13 protein-coding genes are annotated in these 14,802 nt (G+C 71.8%); 8 read left to right on the top strand and 5 right to left on the bottom strand.

The window, feature by feature from the left end; genetic code table 11:
• Positions 1–77: 77 nt before the first annotated feature.
• Together FLW16_RS01475 and FLW16_RS01470 are read right to left on the bottom strand one after the other, a co-directional pair.
• Positions 78–3,206 (bottom strand): hypothetical protein, encoded by a 3,129-nt coding sequence (locus FLW16_RS01475; RefSeq protein WP_142556769.1) that lies wholly within the window; start codon positions 3,204–3,206, stop codon positions 78–80.
• 149 nt (positions 3,207–3,355) lie between these two features.
• Positions 3,356–3,688, bottom strand: a complete 333-nt coding sequence (locus FLW16_RS01470; protein WP_142556767.1) for a helix-turn-helix transcriptional regulator — start codon at positions 3,686–3,688, stop codon at positions 3,356–3,358.
• Positions 3,689–3,776: 88 nt separating this feature from the next.
• On the opposite strand from FLW16_RS01470, the gene FLW16_RS01465 reads away from it, so the two are divergent.
• Together FLW16_RS01465 and FLW16_RS01460 are read left to right on the top strand one after the other, a co-directional pair.
• Positions 3,777–5,120: an MFS transporter gene (locus FLW16_RS01465; protein ID WP_142556765.1), complete on the top strand. Its 1,344-nt coding sequence runs from the start codon at positions 3,777–3,779 to the stop codon at positions 5,118–5,120.
• A 36-nt stretch (positions 5,121–5,156) separates the two neighbouring features.
• Positions 5,157–5,771 (top strand): metal-dependent phosphohydrolase, encoded by a 615-nt coding sequence (locus tag FLW16_RS01460; RefSeq protein ID WP_142556763.1) that lies wholly within the window; start codon positions 5,157–5,159, stop codon positions 5,769–5,771.
• A 111-nt stretch (positions 5,772–5,882) separates the two neighbouring features.
• Here the strand turns inward: FLW16_RS01460 and FLW16_RS01455 are convergent, their stop codons facing one another.
• The gene (locus FLW16_RS01455) at positions 5,883–6,149 is read right to left on the bottom strand and encodes a DUF4031 domain-containing protein (protein ID WP_142556761.1); all 267 of its coding nucleotides are present in this window, start codon (positions 6,147–6,149) and stop codon (positions 5,883–5,885) included.
• Between the two features lie 1,089 nt (positions 6,150–7,238).
• Here FLW16_RS01455 and FLW16_RS01450 point away from each other — a divergent pair.
• Positions 7,239–7,829 carry a hypothetical protein gene (locus FLW16_RS01450; RefSeq protein WP_260614758.1) on the top strand — a complete coding sequence of 197 codons (591 nt, stop codon included), beginning with the start codon at positions 7,239–7,241 and terminating at the stop codon, positions 7,827–7,829.
• Positions 7,830–7,863: 34 nt separating this feature from the next.
• On the opposite strand, the gene FLW16_RS01445 is transcribed toward FLW16_RS01450, so the two are convergent.
• Positions 7,864–8,997, bottom strand: coding sequence for an epoxide hydrolase family protein (locus FLW16_RS01445; protein ID WP_142556759.1), 1,134 nt, complete (start codon positions 8,995–8,997; stop codon positions 7,864–7,866).
• Between the two features lie 90 nt (positions 8,998–9,087).
• Between FLW16_RS01445 and FLW16_RS01440 the strand changes: the two genes are divergently transcribed.
• The 5 genes from FLW16_RS01440 to FLW16_RS01420 all read left to right on the top strand — a co-directional run bounded on the left by FLW16_RS01440 (position 9,088) and on the right by FLW16_RS01420 (position 13,926).
• Positions 9,088–10,056, top strand: coding sequence for a YafY family protein (locus FLW16_RS01440; protein ID WP_142556757.1), 969 nt, complete (start codon positions 9,088–9,090; stop codon positions 10,054–10,056).
• Between the two features lie 72 nt (positions 10,057–10,128).
• Positions 10,129–10,974 carry an ABC transporter permease gene (locus FLW16_RS01435; protein ID WP_142556755.1) on the top strand — a complete coding sequence of 282 codons (846 nt, stop codon included), beginning with the start codon at positions 10,129–10,131 and terminating at the stop codon, positions 10,972–10,974.
• Positions 10,947–11,792, top strand: coding sequence for an ABC transporter ATP-binding protein (locus FLW16_RS01430; protein ID WP_142556753.1), 846 nt, complete (start codon positions 10,947–10,949; stop codon positions 11,790–11,792). Before FLW16_RS01435 ends, FLW16_RS01430 begins: the two co-directional genes overlap by 28 nt.
• A complete protein-coding gene (locus tag FLW16_RS01425; protein WP_142556751.1) occupies positions 11,789–12,784 on the top strand; it encodes an ABC transporter substrate-binding protein in 996 nt (331 codons plus the stop codon). The genes FLW16_RS01430 and FLW16_RS01425 overlap by 4 nt, the downstream gene beginning before the upstream one ends.
• Positions 12,781–13,926, top strand: a complete 1,146-nt coding sequence (locus FLW16_RS01420; RefSeq protein WP_142556749.1) for an LLM class flavin-dependent oxidoreductase — start codon at positions 12,781–12,783, stop codon at positions 13,924–13,926. Before FLW16_RS01425 ends, FLW16_RS01420 begins: the two co-directional genes overlap by 4 nt.
• Positions 13,927–14,246: 320 nt before the next feature.
• On the opposite strand, the gene FLW16_RS01415 is transcribed toward FLW16_RS01420, so the two are convergent.
• A complete protein-coding gene (locus FLW16_RS01415; RefSeq protein WP_142556747.1) occupies positions 14,247–14,696 on the bottom strand; it encodes a PH domain-containing protein in 450 nt (149 codons plus the stop codon).
• Positions 14,697–14,802: the final 106 nt, after the last annotated feature.

Here is a 14,802-nt window from a genome sequence, read left to right as displayed (position 1 = left end):
GCCCCTCGTTCTCGGCGCACGGCCTTCAGAGCGCGGCGCTGCCGTCGACCGGCGTGGCAGGCCCGCCGGTGACCGCGTCAGGCCGGCGCGGTGAGATTCCTGATCGTGAACTCGACATGACCACGATCGGGGGGAAAGTTCCCGCTGACATGGTCGAACTTCACGTCGGAGCCGCCTCCCGGAGCCACCGTGAACGGTTCGAGGGCGTGCGTCGTGACGATCTGGTCGCCCGCCGGGGGTTTGCTCGTGTCGAAGTAGTTCTCGCACAGCATCGACCGGACGGTGACCTCCAGCGAGAGGTCCGCTCGCAGTGTGACGGACATGTCGACCCTGACGTTGAAGCGTTGCGCGTGGTCGCCGATGAAGGCGGTGGACCACGTGGTGACGAACGCGTTGTCAGGAGGCGGTCCCCAGGTTTCCGGCGCCCACGTCAAAGTCGCCTGCGCGTTCACGGTGGCATGGGCCCAGTCGTCCTCGCCTACCAGCACTCGGCGTACGGTGTCGATCCTGCCGGTGCAGCTCAGAAGACGTCGCCACTCCGGCGGATCCTCGAGAAGGATGTCGATGGGGCCGGGTTGGTCCCCCGCCTCCACCTCCACCAGGACGCGTCCGGTGAGCTGCTGGTTCGTATCCGGCCAGTACGCGGACGCGAAAGCCTCATAGCGCCCCGCGCTCACCGCGAGCGCATACCCCGTGTGGCGATCGGCCTTCCTGGTCATCGTCGTCTCACAGCCGAAGCGGACGGTCGCGCCCTCGATCTCGATGTCTCGATAGCGAACCGTTCCCGTGACGAGCGCCGGTCCTCTTGACCGGTCCCATTGGTGCACTCTCCTCGGCTCCGGCCGCGACGGGGTGAGGAGCAGTCGCTCGGCACGGCCGTACAAGCCGTGCCAGACTCGCTCGCGCGTGGTCGACGTCGGCGGATCCCAGAACAGTCTGATGTCGTCGGGTGACACGGCAAGGCCCTCACCCGGTGACTCCCACAGCCTCTCATCCGTTTCGTCGGCTCGATCTTTCGCGAAGGTGTTGCACATCTGCGTCGCCACGTCATCGGGCATGTCTTCGAACAGCAGCTTCAGGTTCGCGATGTTCTCGGGAGTGAGGCCCAGCAACGCGATGGCGGCGGCCGCGGGACCGGCGAGCACCCCAAGCAGGCCGGTTATGCCGATGGTCGTCAGGTCGATCGGCAGGCGCTCCTCGTATTTGAGTTCCTGCACGGCCTGATAGACCTCTTTGCGCACCCTTTCGACCAGCAGCTCGTGCAGCGCCTGCCCGGCATGTTCCCGTTCATCGCTGAGATAGCGGTAAAGGCCGTCCACGCTCGGTGAAGCCAGCAGTTCCTCCGGGTCCTCCGTCGCCGAGCCTTCCAGCTCGATCCGCTGACCGGGAGCGGCGGCGTTGGCGAGTTGAATCGCCGCCCACACGAAGCTGGAGCAGACGACGGGCCGAGTGCCGGCCGCCCACGCGGCACCCGGCGGTCTGCCCTCCCAGATCGGGTCGGTCGCGGCCGGGCCGAACAGCTTCGAGTCGAGCGCTATGCCGGAGGAGGTGTACGCGTAGAAGCGGTAGTGACCGTCGATCGTCTCCGCGGCGGCCGCCACCCGGTGCAGCACCTGCCGGATGTGGGGGTCACGAGCCTCCAGCTCCGGTGGCGGCTTCAGCACGATCCCCTCGATCGTCTGACCGGTGTCCCGTACATATGCGGGCAGGTTCGGGAGGTTGTGTATCGGATAGCTGTCCGACGGATATTCCGGGTCCGCGAAAAGCTGCTGTTTCATCCACGCTTCCCACTCTGATCGCGGGGCGTCCGCCGCAGGCCTCGGAAGCGGACCGACGCCCGGGTTGTGGGCGAAGAAGTCCCCCTGCCGGTTGAACGGCCGGCCGGTCGGGCCGAGGGTGTTGAAACCGGTGAAGAAGGCGTCTTCCACTGATTGCGTGATCGTGCCGGGCCATCCATAGGTGAGAGCATCCGGACGGAACCCGTCGGCAGGTGCCCGTTCACCGAAGAACTCCCCCGTCATGAAACGCCCCGGATTGCGACGCTGCAGCCGATCGTGGGCCATCGTGGCGTGCCGAATCAGCGTATGGTCGCCGATCATGATCCCCATGTGGTCGTATGTCTGGGGTGGCCGCAACCGCCCGAGCAAGGCCCCGATGAGCCCGACGCCGTCTCCCGGCGTGAGGATCAGGTCGCCGCGGCGCGCGTTGTGGATGATCGGCGGGACGATCTGCCATTCGACGACGTCGGTCGCGGCGCAGACCAGCCGGGGGTCCGGAGGACAACCCGCCGGGTCACACGGAGTGCCGAGCTTCGCATGCAGGTCAAGGGGCAGGTCGAACGTCGTCGCGTACGGCCCGACGCTCAGGTCCCCGCCGAGATAATCCTTCCAGGCGACCCAGGCGTGAGTGCCGTCGAACACGAGCGACAGGCCGTCCGACGCGCCACCGAAATCCTCCGGCTCACCTATTTCGGTAAGCGCGTTCAAACCGCTGCGAGCCCGCCACTCGCCGTTGCCGAATCGACTCCGCTCCTGAGCGGCGACGTGTAGACCTGGATGATTGTGGTAATTCGTGGCGCAAATGGCGGCGCGGGCGCACGCGCCAGGGGTCGGTGCGGTGATGCGCCGAACCACGAACGGGCCCTCGGGGTCGACGAGGGCGATCGTGAAGGATCCTTCACCACCGGCGCGGTCACCATAGGCGACGAGCAGCCCGCCTGACACCGGATCGGCGCAGATCGCCGGTTCGGGCTGCACCGAGAACGGCAACAGTGCGTCTTCCCATGTGGAACCGTCGTCGGCGCTGGTGAGCAAATGAGCTTGGCCGCCGATGTTCTCCGCCCACAGGACCGCCAGCCCGCCCGAGTATGCGGTGAAGGCGGAGGGTCCGATGAAACCATCGCTTATCGGCAACGGCCGCACCGCGCTGAAGCCGACCCCGTCGAGGGTCGATCTGTGCTCGTACGTTCCGCCCGCGGTTCCGGTGATCAGGTGAAGCCGGTCGTCCGGCGCAGCGAGCGCGGCCGTCTCGCCGCACGCGAATGCCGCCTCATGCCTTTTCTGGGAGCCGTCGCCGAGCACGTCGACCGAGCGAAGAACAGCCCTGCCGTTCACCGCCCGATAGGCGAGCCACACGGTGTCGTTCCACCACACCGCCGCGGGCGCCGACGTCACCTGTTCCCCGGTGTTCCTCGCGTGTGCCAGCATGCCGCACCCTTCCCAAGACAACACCTGAGACGCCTGGCCGTGCTTGAGCAGAACCTCTAAGCGAAGTAATCACAGTGATGTCCGGCAGGCAACGACACCGCAGGGCGCATCATGAGTTTTCCCCCCGCCCCGGCGCCAGGGGGAAAGAGTCAGCCGGCGACCGGCTCCGGCGGCGTGCCGAGCACGGCGTCCAGCAGTCCGGGGAAGCGGGCGTCCAGGTCCTCCCTGCGCAGGCTCACGTACCGCTGCCGGCCCTCCGGGACGTTGCGGATGACACCGGCCTCACGGAGGGTCTTCAGGTGGTGCGACAGCGTCGACTTCGGCACCTCTCCCCCGGTGGGCTGGCACGCCGCCACCTCCAGCGGGCCCTGCGCGAGCCGCCGTACGAGCGCCAGCCGCGAGGGGTCGCTGAGCGCGAACAGCACGTCGGTCAGCACCAGGCTCGCGGCGTCGGGGTGCGGTAGGTCGCGGGCTCCAGGCATGGTTCGATAATAGTTGAACTATCGGGCGCTCCGTCGTACGGTGTGACGGTTCGAAAAATCTGGAACCGTTAATGATGGGAGTGCCGAGATGACGAACTCGGGGGGCTGCGCTCCGTCCGCGAACACCCTGGAGGCGGATCCGCGAGCGCCGGGCCGCGCATCCGCACGGCGGGAGGGCGCGGCCGGAACGGCGACGGAGGCGGCGGGGGCGGGGGCGGCGGCGCGCGGCCGGATCTCCCGCAGGGGTGGGTTCTGGCTGCTCGCCGGGACCCTGGTGGCGTTCATGGCCGCCTCGAGCACCCCCTCCCCGCTGTACGTGCTCTACCAGCAGCGCTGGGGGTTCTCGGCCGCCACGCTGACCGCGGTGTTCGCGGTCTACGCCCTCGCGCTGCTGATCGCGCTGCTCACCGTCGGCGGGCTGTCCGACCACGTCGGCCGGCGGCCCGTGCTGATCGCGGCCCTGCTGGCCGAGGCGGGCGCCATGATCGCGTTCCTGACGGCGGACGGCGCCGGGCCGCTGCTGCTGGCCAGAGCGGTGCAGGGCCTGGCCACCGGCGCGGCGACGGGCGCGATCAGCGCCGGTCTGGTGGACCTGCAGCCCGCGTCGCGCCGCGTCCGTCAACTGGGCGCGCTGGTCAACAGCGTCGCGCCGACCGGCGGGCTGGCCGCGGGAGCGCTCGGCGCAGGCCTGTTCGTGCGTTACACGACCACCCCGACGACCTCGGTCTTCGTCCTGCTCACGGCCGTCTTCGTCCTGCTGGCGGCCGCGATGGCGCTGCTGCCCGAGCCGGTCGCGCCCCGCCGCGGCCGGGGGCGGGACGCGCTCGTCTCGCTGCGCCCGCGGGTGGCCGTGCCCCGGCCCGTCCGCGGCGCGTTCGCGGCGGCCGTTCCCTGCCTGGTCGCCACGTGGGCCTTGGGCGGGCTCTACCTGTCGCTGGGCGGCTCGCTGACCGCGGGCGTGCTGCGCGTCCCCGACCGCCTGGTCGGCGGGCTCGTCGTCGCCGCGCTCACCGCCGCCGGGGCGGCGGCGTCGCTGGTCGTGCGCGACCTGCCGGCGCGGCGGGTCATGGCGGGCGGATCGCTGGTGCTCGCCGCCGGCGCCGGTCTGACCCTGGCGGCGCTCGCCGCCGCGTCCACGCCGATGTTCTTCGCCGGGACGGTCGTGGCGGGCTGCGGGTTCGGCAGCGCCTTCCTCGGCGCGTTCCGCTCGCTCGCGGCGCTGGCGGGCCCCGCCGAGCGGGCCGGGATGTTCGCCTCCGTCTACGTCGTCAGCTACCTCGCCTTCAGCGTGCCCGCCGTCGCGGCGGGGATCGCGGCGCCGTCGCTCGGTCTGCGGGCCACGGCCACCGTGTACGGCTGCGCGGTCGTCGTCCTGGCCCTCCTCGCGGCGATCCTGGGCCTCGCCGGCGAGCGTGCGGCCCGCACGGCCTGAAGAGACCCCGCGCGGCGCCCCTTAGGGTTTCGGCACATGACCGACGATCGGAGCCCGGCTCGGCCCGGCTGCCTCACCGGCTCGCCGGCCGGGCGGGCGCTCGCCGCCGAACTGGATGCCCGCTGGGCGGAACCGCACCGGCGTTACCACACCACGGCCCATCTGCGGGCGGTCCTGTCCGCGATCGAGCCGCTCGCCGCCCAGGCCGGCGACGCCGACGCCGTACGGCTGGCCGCGTGGTTCCACGACGCCGTCTACGACGGGCGGCCGGGGTGGGACGAGGAACGCAGCGCCCAGCTCGCCCAGGCGCGGCTGCCCGCCTGCGGCCTGCCCGCGGAGCGGGTGCGCGAGGTGGCCCGGCTCGTACGGCTCACGGCGGGGCACGCCTACGAGCCGGGTGACGTGAACGCGGCCGTCCTGTGCGACGCCGATCTGGCGATCCTCGCGGCGCCGCCCGCCGCCTACGAGGCGTACACGAGGGCCGTACGCGAGGAGTACCGGCACGTGCCGGACCCTGCCTTCAGAGCCGGACGGGCCGGGGTGCTGCGGGAGTTGCTCGGCAGGCCCCGCCTGTTCGGCACTCCCGTGGGCCGGGACCTGTGGGAGCTGCGGGCACGTGAGAACATCGCCGCCGAGCTGGCCGGCCTCTGAGATGCCGGGCCCTCGGACCGCGCCACCCGGTTCGAGCCCGAGGGCGTCACGGTCGGCGGAGACCGGGCGAAGAGCCGCCGGTCGTCCGATCGCGCGCCTTTACGATGTAGATCAGGTGCGTGTCTTCGGCCGGCGCAGGCCCGACTCGCGCAGGCGACGCACGAGCTCCTGACTGCCGACGGGCTCGGCCCCGAGGAACACGGCCCGGTCGTAGACCGTCTCCGGCACGTCGTAGTGGTCCCGGTCGAAGGCCCGCTCGGGCACGCCGAGCAGGCGGGCGAAGTCGTGCAGCTCCTCCAGCGAGGAGTCACTGACCAGATGGGACCACAGCAGGCCCCGGGGTCCCGGCCAGTTCGGCCGGTCGATCAGCACCGCCATGCGCCCCTCCCCTGGGCCGGTCGGGTGACCCGCAGCGAAGCCAGGACTACCCGATCGGTCCCTGCGGGGTCCGGGGTCGTCCCCCGGTTCCGTCCCGGGCGAGCATAGCCCGGGGCGCCGGCCGCCACTTCGCCGCCGCCCGTCCCCGGCGATACGGCAGCCGACGCAGGCACGGCGGCAGCGGATTCCGAGCGAATTACCGATGCCCGGAGAACGCGCCGACGGTCCCCCGAGGGCTGCCGCGACGGGGATTACCCCCTAACACTTCCCCGGGAGTCGCTGGCACTTGGGACAGCATTTGTACTTACGGTGGTTGGTGCATCGATAGGTGCACTTGGGCGGCTTCGGCTTCGCGTAGGAATCACCGGGAGCCGCCTGCGTGACGGCCGCGCCGTCCACGCCCGCCGACGCCGACGCCGGAGACGCCGCGGCCGGCCAGAGCGCGATCGTGCCGAGGAGCGCCGAGCCGACGATCATGCTGAATCGTCCACCTCGCATGGCCTTTCTCCCTTTCGATCAAGCCGCGGTGCGGCGGATCGGGTCGTTTCTACCTCATTGTCCGAATCGCTTCCGGGAGGCGTCCAGCCCAACGCCCGTCGCGCGCAGTGATCCAGGGAAAATCCGATGCGAGTCCCGGTCCGGCGTTTGGCATGGATCGATGAATGACGGGCCGGGTCGGCTCCGGAATGGTTCTGCCCCTGGTTTCCACTGGCGTGGGATCTACGTCCACACGAGGCGCCGGACCACGCCAGGCCGGATTTCCCCGGTGAATTCGCAGCATCTTCCGTTCTTTCGCCATACCAACCGTGCGGCGGCGCCAAAATGTCCGTCCGCCCACGGCATGGAAAGCGCCCCGGCCCGGCAAAAGCCCGCATAGTCGCCACCTGGGCGGCAACCGTCGTCCAGAACGCGCCCTCGCGTCGGAGGCCAGGACGGCCCCGCGCCAGCCGTGGCCCCGTGGGCGCTCGCGGCGAAGGGCGCCGATCACACAATCGCGACGGCCCGGATCGGGGACGCCGGACGGTGCGCGGGCCGGTCGCGCGGCGGAACCACAGGGTCCACACGATCACCGGGTCATAGGGGGAAACGATGGCTGCACGAACTGTTCGATCCCTTACCGCGCTCGCGGCGGCGGCCGTGCTGACGATGGCGCTGCTCGTCGGCTGCGGCGGCACGACCACCGCCCCGGCGTCCGGGGGCGCCGCCGCGGCCGGCCCGGTGGCGCTCGTCACGCCGACCGCGGCCGAGAGCGAGTACAACTCGCCGTGCCCGACCGGCGGCAACGCCAAGAAGTTCGCCAAGACCCGGTTCGCGCTGCACGCGGGTCTCGCGCTCGGCGCATTCCACCGCTACATCTACAAACCGCTGCGCAGCGGAGGCTTCAGGGCCGGAGCGGAGAAGCGCAAGCGCACGATCGCGAAGGCCGCGATCGCCGGCGCCTTCGCCCTGCACCAGCTGAAGGTCGCCAAGAGCTTCGCCACGGCCAATCCGAGCCTGTGCAGGGCCCTCGAGGGCGTCAACTCCCAGTTCAGCGCGCTGACCGACAAGCTGCACAAGGGCACCGCCACGCCGGCCGACATCGAGGCCGGCAAGAGCTCTATGACCGGCCTGCAGCGCGACGCCGCGAAGACCGGCTACAAGTTCAAGGAGCAGAACGTCAACATCCCGGGCGCGAGCTGACCGCCGCGGAGGACGGCGCGGCCGGTCCGCGCCGTCAGCCCACCTTGGCGAAGAACGCGCGGATGTCGGCGGCGAGGCGATCCGGCTGGTCCATCGCGATGAAGTGGTGGCCGCCCGGGTTGTCCTCCGGCCAGTGAAGGATGGTGTTGTGCCGCTCGGCGAGCCGGCGGATGCCGGGCGGTCCGCTGTAAACGCCGGTCGGCGCGACGGTCTGGCCCTCCGGCCAGCCGAAGCCGGTGCTCTCGTAATAGGGCCAGGCCGACGTCCCGAACGTCCCGGTGAACCAGTACAGGCTCACGTTGGTCAGGAACAGGTCCCGGTCGATGACCTCCTCGAGAGGCCTGCCGGAGGCGTTGAACTCGTGGAACTTCTGGGTCATCCAGGCCAGCGCCGCGAGCGGTGAGTCGTGCCACCCGTACGTGAACGTCTGCGGCGCCGCGCGCAGCAGCGCGTGGTGGTCGACGCCGTTCATCCAGTCCTGTGCCATCAGCCGGGCGTAGGCCGCCCGCTCGTCCTCGGTCATCTCAGGAAGGTCCTTCTCCGTGGGGAAGCCGAGACCGCTGACGATGTAGACGCCGGCCACGTTGCCCGGCGCCGCCTTGGCCACCTCCGGGGCGACGTAGGCCCCGAAGTCCCCGCCCTGCGCGCCGTACCGCTCGTAGCCGAGACGACGCATCAGCTCCGCCCAGGTCCGTGCCACGCGCGCCGCGGTCCAGCCGGCGCCGCGCGGCGGCGCGGAGAAGCCGAAGCCCGGCGGGGAGGGCACCACGACGTGGAACGCCGGGGCGGGGTCGCCGCCGTACGCACGGGGGTCGGTGAGCCGGCCGATGAGCTCGGTGAACTCCACGAACGAGTTCGGCCAGCCGTGCGTGAGGACGAGCGGCACAGCGTCGGGCTCGGCCGAGCGTACGTGCAGGAAGTGGATGTCCTGACCGTCGATCTCGGTCATGAACTGCGGGAACTCGTTCAGCCGCGCCTCGTGCCCGCGCCAGTCGTACTCCTGGCGCCAGTAGCGGGCGAGCTCCCGGAGGAAGGCGGCAGGGACGCCGCGGCTCCATCCGTCGCCGGGCAGCTCACGGGGCCACCGGGCGCGGTCCAGCCGGTCGTTCAGGTCGTCCAGGCCGGCCGCAGCGATCTCGATACGGAATGGGCGGATCTCGGTGCTCATGTCTCTCCTGGGTGCGTCGCGATGACGGAATCGACGCTAGGGGCCATGTAGGTCGCGGTCTGTCCTAGATGACCGGGCATGCTTGGTGCCATGAGTGACATGTCCGCGCGGTTGCTCGCTCTGCTGTCGCTGCTGCAGACGCCCCGCGAGTGGCCGGGGAGCGAGCTGGCCGAGCGTCTGGAGGTCAGCCCCCGCACCATCCGCCGCGACATCGACCGCCTGCGCGAGCTGGGATACCCGGTCGAGGCGACGATGGGCGCGGTGGGCGGTTACCGGCTCGCCGCGGGTGCGGCCATGCCGCCGCTGCTGCTGGACGACGAGGAGGCCGTGGCCATCGCCGTCGGCCTGCGCACGGCCGCCGCGCATCCGGTGGACGGCATCGACGAGGCGTCCGTGCGCGCCTTGGCCAAGCTGGAGCAGGTGCTGCCCTCCCGGCTGCGGCACCGGGTGGGCACACTCGCCGCCGCGACCGTGCCGATGCTCGCCGGAGCCGAGCCGCCCGTGGACCCGCGGACCCTGGTGGTGCTCGCCGGAGCCGCCGCCAACCGCGAGCGGCTGCGCTTCGCCTACCGGTCCGGCGACGGCGCCGAGACCAGGCGCCTGACCGAGCCGTACCGCCTGGTCGCGACCGGACGCCGGTGGTATCTGCTGGCATACGACAACGACCGCGACGACTGGCGGATCTTCCGGGCCGACCGGATCGGCGACCCCCACCCGACCGGCGCACGGTTCCCGGCCCGCGTGCCGCCGGAACAGGACCCGGCCGCGTTCGTCGCCGCCACGCTGCACTCGTCCGCGCCGGTCTACGAGGTGGTGGCGACCGTGCGCCTTCCGGCCGCCCAGGTGGCAGGCCGGCTCGGCGCCGCCGCGGGGAACGTCGAGCCGATCGACGACCACAGCTGCCGCCTGCGCGGACCGGCCGACACCCTGGAGTGGATCGCGTCGCGCCTGCTCATGCTCGGCTGCGAGTTCGAGGTGCACGAGCCGCCGGAACTGCGGGCGTATCTGCGCGCTCTGAGCGCCCGCGCCGCCCGCGCCGCGGCAGCCCCGAAGCAGTAAACCTATTGACTTGGTAGGAAATGTGGGCAACCCTGATGGCGAATCCTTCGTCGTCAACTGCGAGGTGTGTCCATGTCCGTCGTCGAACTCCGGGGCGAGTTAGGGGGCGCGGTCCGGGCGGATCCCCGGCCGCGTCTCCGCTCCGCCAGGGCCCGCGGCCCGCGGAGGGGGTGGCACAGATGGGTCAGCCCCCTCGTCGTCGTGCTGCTGTGGCAGTTCGCCAGCGTGCTCGGACTGCTGCCCGCCCGCCTGCTCGCCGCCCCGTCGCAGATCGCCGCGACCGCGCTCGACCTGGTGCGCTCGGGGACGCTGCCCACGGCGATCGCGGTGTCCCTCGAACGGGTGCTCCTCGGCTTCGCCGCCGGAGCGGTCGCGGGCGTCGGCCTCGCGCTGGTCGCCGGGCTGAGCCGGACCGGTGAGAACGCCGTCGACCCGATCATGCAGATGCTCCGGGCGCTGCCGTTCTTCGGGCTGATCCCGCTGTTCATCCTCTGGTTCGGGATCGGGGAGACGCCCAAGGTGCTGCTGGTGGCGCTCGCCGTCTCCTTCCCGCTCTACCTCAACACGTTCGCGGGCATCCGGGGCGTGGACGGCAAGCTCGCCGAGGTCGCCCGGACGCTCAGGCTCGGCCGGACCGCTCTCGTGCGGCACATCGTGCTGCCCGGCGCGCTCCCCCAGACGCTCGTCGGGCTGCGGCAGAGCCTCGGGGTGGCCTGGCTGGCGCTGATCGTGGCCGAGCAGGTCAACGCCGACGCAGGCCTCGGTTACATGATCAACGACGCGCGGGAGTTCCTGCGCACCGACGTGATCGTGGTGGGCCTGCTCGTCTACAGCGCGCTCGGCCTGCTCACCGACGCCCTGGTGCGGCTCCTGGAAAGGAGGGCGCTGGTATGGCGGCGCGAGTTCCTGCCCCGGTGAACGTGCCGGTGAACGTCCCGGTGAACGTCCCGGTGAATGTTCCGGCGGTGAGTGTCCCGGCGGTGAACGGCACGGTGAGCGCGCAGGCCCCGGACGCCGTACGGCCGGCGGAGGCCGTACTGGCCACCGTGCGCGGGCTCACCCGGCGCTTCGGCGACCGCACCGTGCTCGACGGCCTCGACCTGACGATCGCGCGCGGCGAGTTCGTCGCGCTCCTCGGCCGCAGCGGGTCGGGCAAGTCCACGCTGCTGCGCGCACTCGCCGGCCTGGACGAGGAGGTCGAGGGCGGCCTGGAGGTGGACGGCTCGGTCGCCGTGGCCTTCCAGGAGCCTCGGCTGGTGCCGTGGAAGCGGGTGCGCGACAACCTCACGCTCGGCCTGACCGGGCCCGACCCGGCCGGCAGGGCGGAGGCGGCGCTGGCCGAGGTGGGCCTGGCCGACCGGGCGCCGGCGTGGCCGCTGACGCTCTCCGGCGGCGAGGCGCAGCGGGCGAGCCTGGCCCGCGCGCTCGTCCGCGAACCGGGGCTGCTGCTGCTCGACGAGCCGTTCAGCGCGCTCGACGCGCTGACCCGGATCACCGTGCACCGTCTGGTGCTCGACCTGTGGGCGGCGCACGGCCCGGCCGTGCTGCTGGTGACCCATGACGTGGACGAGGCGCTGCTGCTGGCCGACCGGATCCTTGTGCTCGACGGCGGGCGCGTCGCACACGAGTGGACCGTTGCCGCGCCGCGTCCCCGGCACCGCGACCACCCCGACCTGCTCACCCTGCGCGCGGCCCTGCTGTCCGCGCTGGGCGTCACCCCGGAAGGACCCGCATGACCAGGAGAGCGCTCGCCGCGCTGCTGATCGCCCTGGCGGCCGCCGCCACGGCCTGCGCCTCGACGGGACAGGGCGCGTCCGGAGGGAAGGACGGGCAGGCCACGGGCCGCGTCACCCTCCGGGTCGGCGACCAGAAGGCCGGGTCGCAGGCTCTGCTCAAGGCCGCCGGGCTGCTCGACGGCACCTCCTACGCGATCACGTGGTCGCAGTTCACCTCCGGGCCGCCGCTGCTGGAGGCGGTCAACGCGGGCGCGGTCGACATCGGCGGCGTGGGCAACACCCCGCCCGTCTTCGCCGCCGCCTCCGGCTCGAAGATCAAGGTCGTGGCGGCGTACCGGCAGAGCGCCAAGGCATCGGCGATCCTCGTCCCCGACGGGTCCGCGATCACCTCGCCGGCCCAGCTCAAGGGCAAGAAGATCGCGGTCGCCAAGGGCAGCTCGGCCCACTACCACCTGCTGGCGGTCCTGAAGAAGGAGGGCCTGTCCTTCAAGGACATCCAGCCGCAGTATCTCCAGCCCGCCGACGCCCTTGCGGCGTTCTCGTCCGGCACCGTCGACGCCTGGGCCATCTGGGACCCCTTCACCTCACAGGCCGAGATCCAGCACAAGGCCCGGCTCGTGGTCGACGGCGCGGGCATCGTCAACGGCCTGAACTTCCAGGTCGCCGCTCCCGCCGCGCTGGACGACGCGGGCAGGCGGGCCGCGATCGGCGACTTCCTCACCCGGCTGGCCAAGGCGCGGAACTGGGCCGCCACCCACCTGGACGAGTGGGCGAAGGTGTGGGCGCAGGAGACCGGTTTGCCGGTCGAGGTGGCGAACGCGGCCGTGGCCAACGCCGTCGCCACCCCCATCGTGATCGACGACGCGGTCGTCTCCTCGGAACAGGAGATCGCCGACGCGTTCACCGCCGAGGGCCTCGTGCCGGGCGCCATCACGTTCTCCCAGTTCGTCGACGACCGCTTCAACGACGTCGTCAGGAAGGCGCAGCAATGAGATTCCACTGGTTCCTGCCCACCTCGGGCGACGGCAGGGCGATCACCGGGGGCGGGCACGGCCTGCGCCGCGTGCACGGGCAGTCGCCGGCCGGCGCGTTCCGGCCGCCCACGATCGACTACCTCGCCCAGGTGGCCCGCGCGGCCGAGCAGGCCGGGTTCGAGGCCGTGCTCACCCCCACGGGCACCTACTGCGAGGACGCCTGGCTGGTCACCGCCGCGCTGACCCAGGTGACGACCCGGCTGAAGTTCCTGGTCGCGTTCCGGCCCGGGGCGCTGTCCCCCACGCTCGCGGCCCAGATGGCCGCCACCTACCAGCGGATCTCCGGCGGCCGGCTGCTGCTGAACGTGGTGACCGGCGGGGAGGCGGCCGAGCAACGGCGGTTCGGCGACCACCTGGGCAAGGACGAGCGGTATGCGCGGACCGCCGAGTTCCTGTCGATCGTGCGCGGCGCGTGGGACGGACCGTTCGACTTCACCGGCGACTACTACGACGTCGAGGGGGCGACGGTCGCCGAGCGGCCCGACCCCGTGCCCGAGCTGTACTTCGGCGGCTCCTCGGCCGCCGCGGGCCCGGTCGCCGCCCGGCACGTGGACGTCTACCTCACCTGGGGCGAGCCGCCGTCCCAGGTCGCGGCCAAGCTCGACTGGATGCGCGAACTGGCCGCCGCCGAGGGCCGCACGCTGCGCTTCGGCATCCGCCTGCACGTCATCACGAGGGACACCTCCAAGGAGGCGTGGGCGGAGGCCGGGCGGCTGCTCGACCGGATCTCCCCCGAGGACATCGCGTCGGCGCGGGCCGTCCTGTCCCGCAGCGAGTCGGTGGGGCAGCAGCGGATGCTCGCCCTCCACGAAGGCTTCCACGGTGGCCTCCGCGGCGGCAGGGTCAGGGACCTGGAGATCCACCCCGGGCTGTGGGCGGGGGTCGGCCTGGTGCGGGGCGGCGCGGGCACCGCGCTCGTCGGCAGCCACGCGGAGGTCGCCGACCTCGTCGAGGAGTACGCCTCACTGGGCGTGGAGGAGTTCGTCCTGTCGGGCTACCCGCACCTGGAGGAGGCCTTCTGGTTCGGCGAGGGCGTGCTGCCCGAACTACGCCGGAGGGGCCTGCTCGGCGCCGGCGAGCCCGTACGGCTGAGCGCCTGACGGCCCGCCGGGCCCCCGCGCGGCGAGCCGCTCCGCCGTCCCCGCCTGGTCATGCCTCACTGCCCGCTGCTCGGCCAGCGAGAAGGCCCGCGCGGACATGCTCGGCGGACATGCTCGACAGAGCGTGCAGCAGAGCGGTCGCCGCGCTCCGGATCTCGTCTTCTCTCCTGAGCCGGCGATCGAGCTCGTGCTGGGCGACGACCTGCCGCATGACCGCGCCGTAAGTGGCACGCGCCTGCAACAGCGAACATGGCGATTATTTTCGGGCCGCCGGCATTTCTGATTGTGGCGACCTTTCAGCGAGGTGCGGGATCGCCCGCTCAGAGGCGGTCGGGGGCCTCGCCGCGCTCTCGGATGAGGGCGGTGAGCTGGGCCACCGCCCGCCGCGATCGTTCCCGCTCGGTGCTCTGGATGCCCATCGCGCCCAGGCTGAGGCCGTTGGCGAGGTCCAGCTTGGGCCAGGGGTCGCCCTCCAGCATGGTGACGTCCAGCACCTCGGCCCATTCGAAGTGGTGCACCCGCAGCGGGTTCACCACCGTGATCCCCTTCTCGTCCGCCCGCACCCGCAGGCGCCCGAGCAGGTGCAGCACGCACGCCACCGCCACGCCGAAGGCGACCATGCCCAGCCGGTCGGGGAGCTTGAACTGCTCCGGCAGGCCGACGGCCAACAGGATCGAGCCGATCACCATCACCGCCCCCATGCCGTACGCGATGATCGTCGTGACGCGGGGACGCCAGGTGACGGGCAGCGGGGGCGCGCTCTCAGGCATGACGACCCCCGCGAGTGGGCACGGCGCGGCGGCGTGCGGCGTGCCCGGCCTGCGGTGCGGCGGGCGGATACTGCGTGATCACCAATCAAGTCTTCCCGGCTCGGCG

Origin of the sequence: Microbispora sp. KK1-11 (assembly GCF_006874435.1) — a bacterium.
GTDB classification, from domain to species: domain Bacteria; phylum Actinomycetota; class Actinomycetes; order Streptosporangiales; family Streptosporangiaceae; genus Microbispora; species Microbispora catharanthi.
Note: the sequence above shows the minus strand (reverse complement) of the source record. Positions and strands in the feature narration are given on the sequence as shown.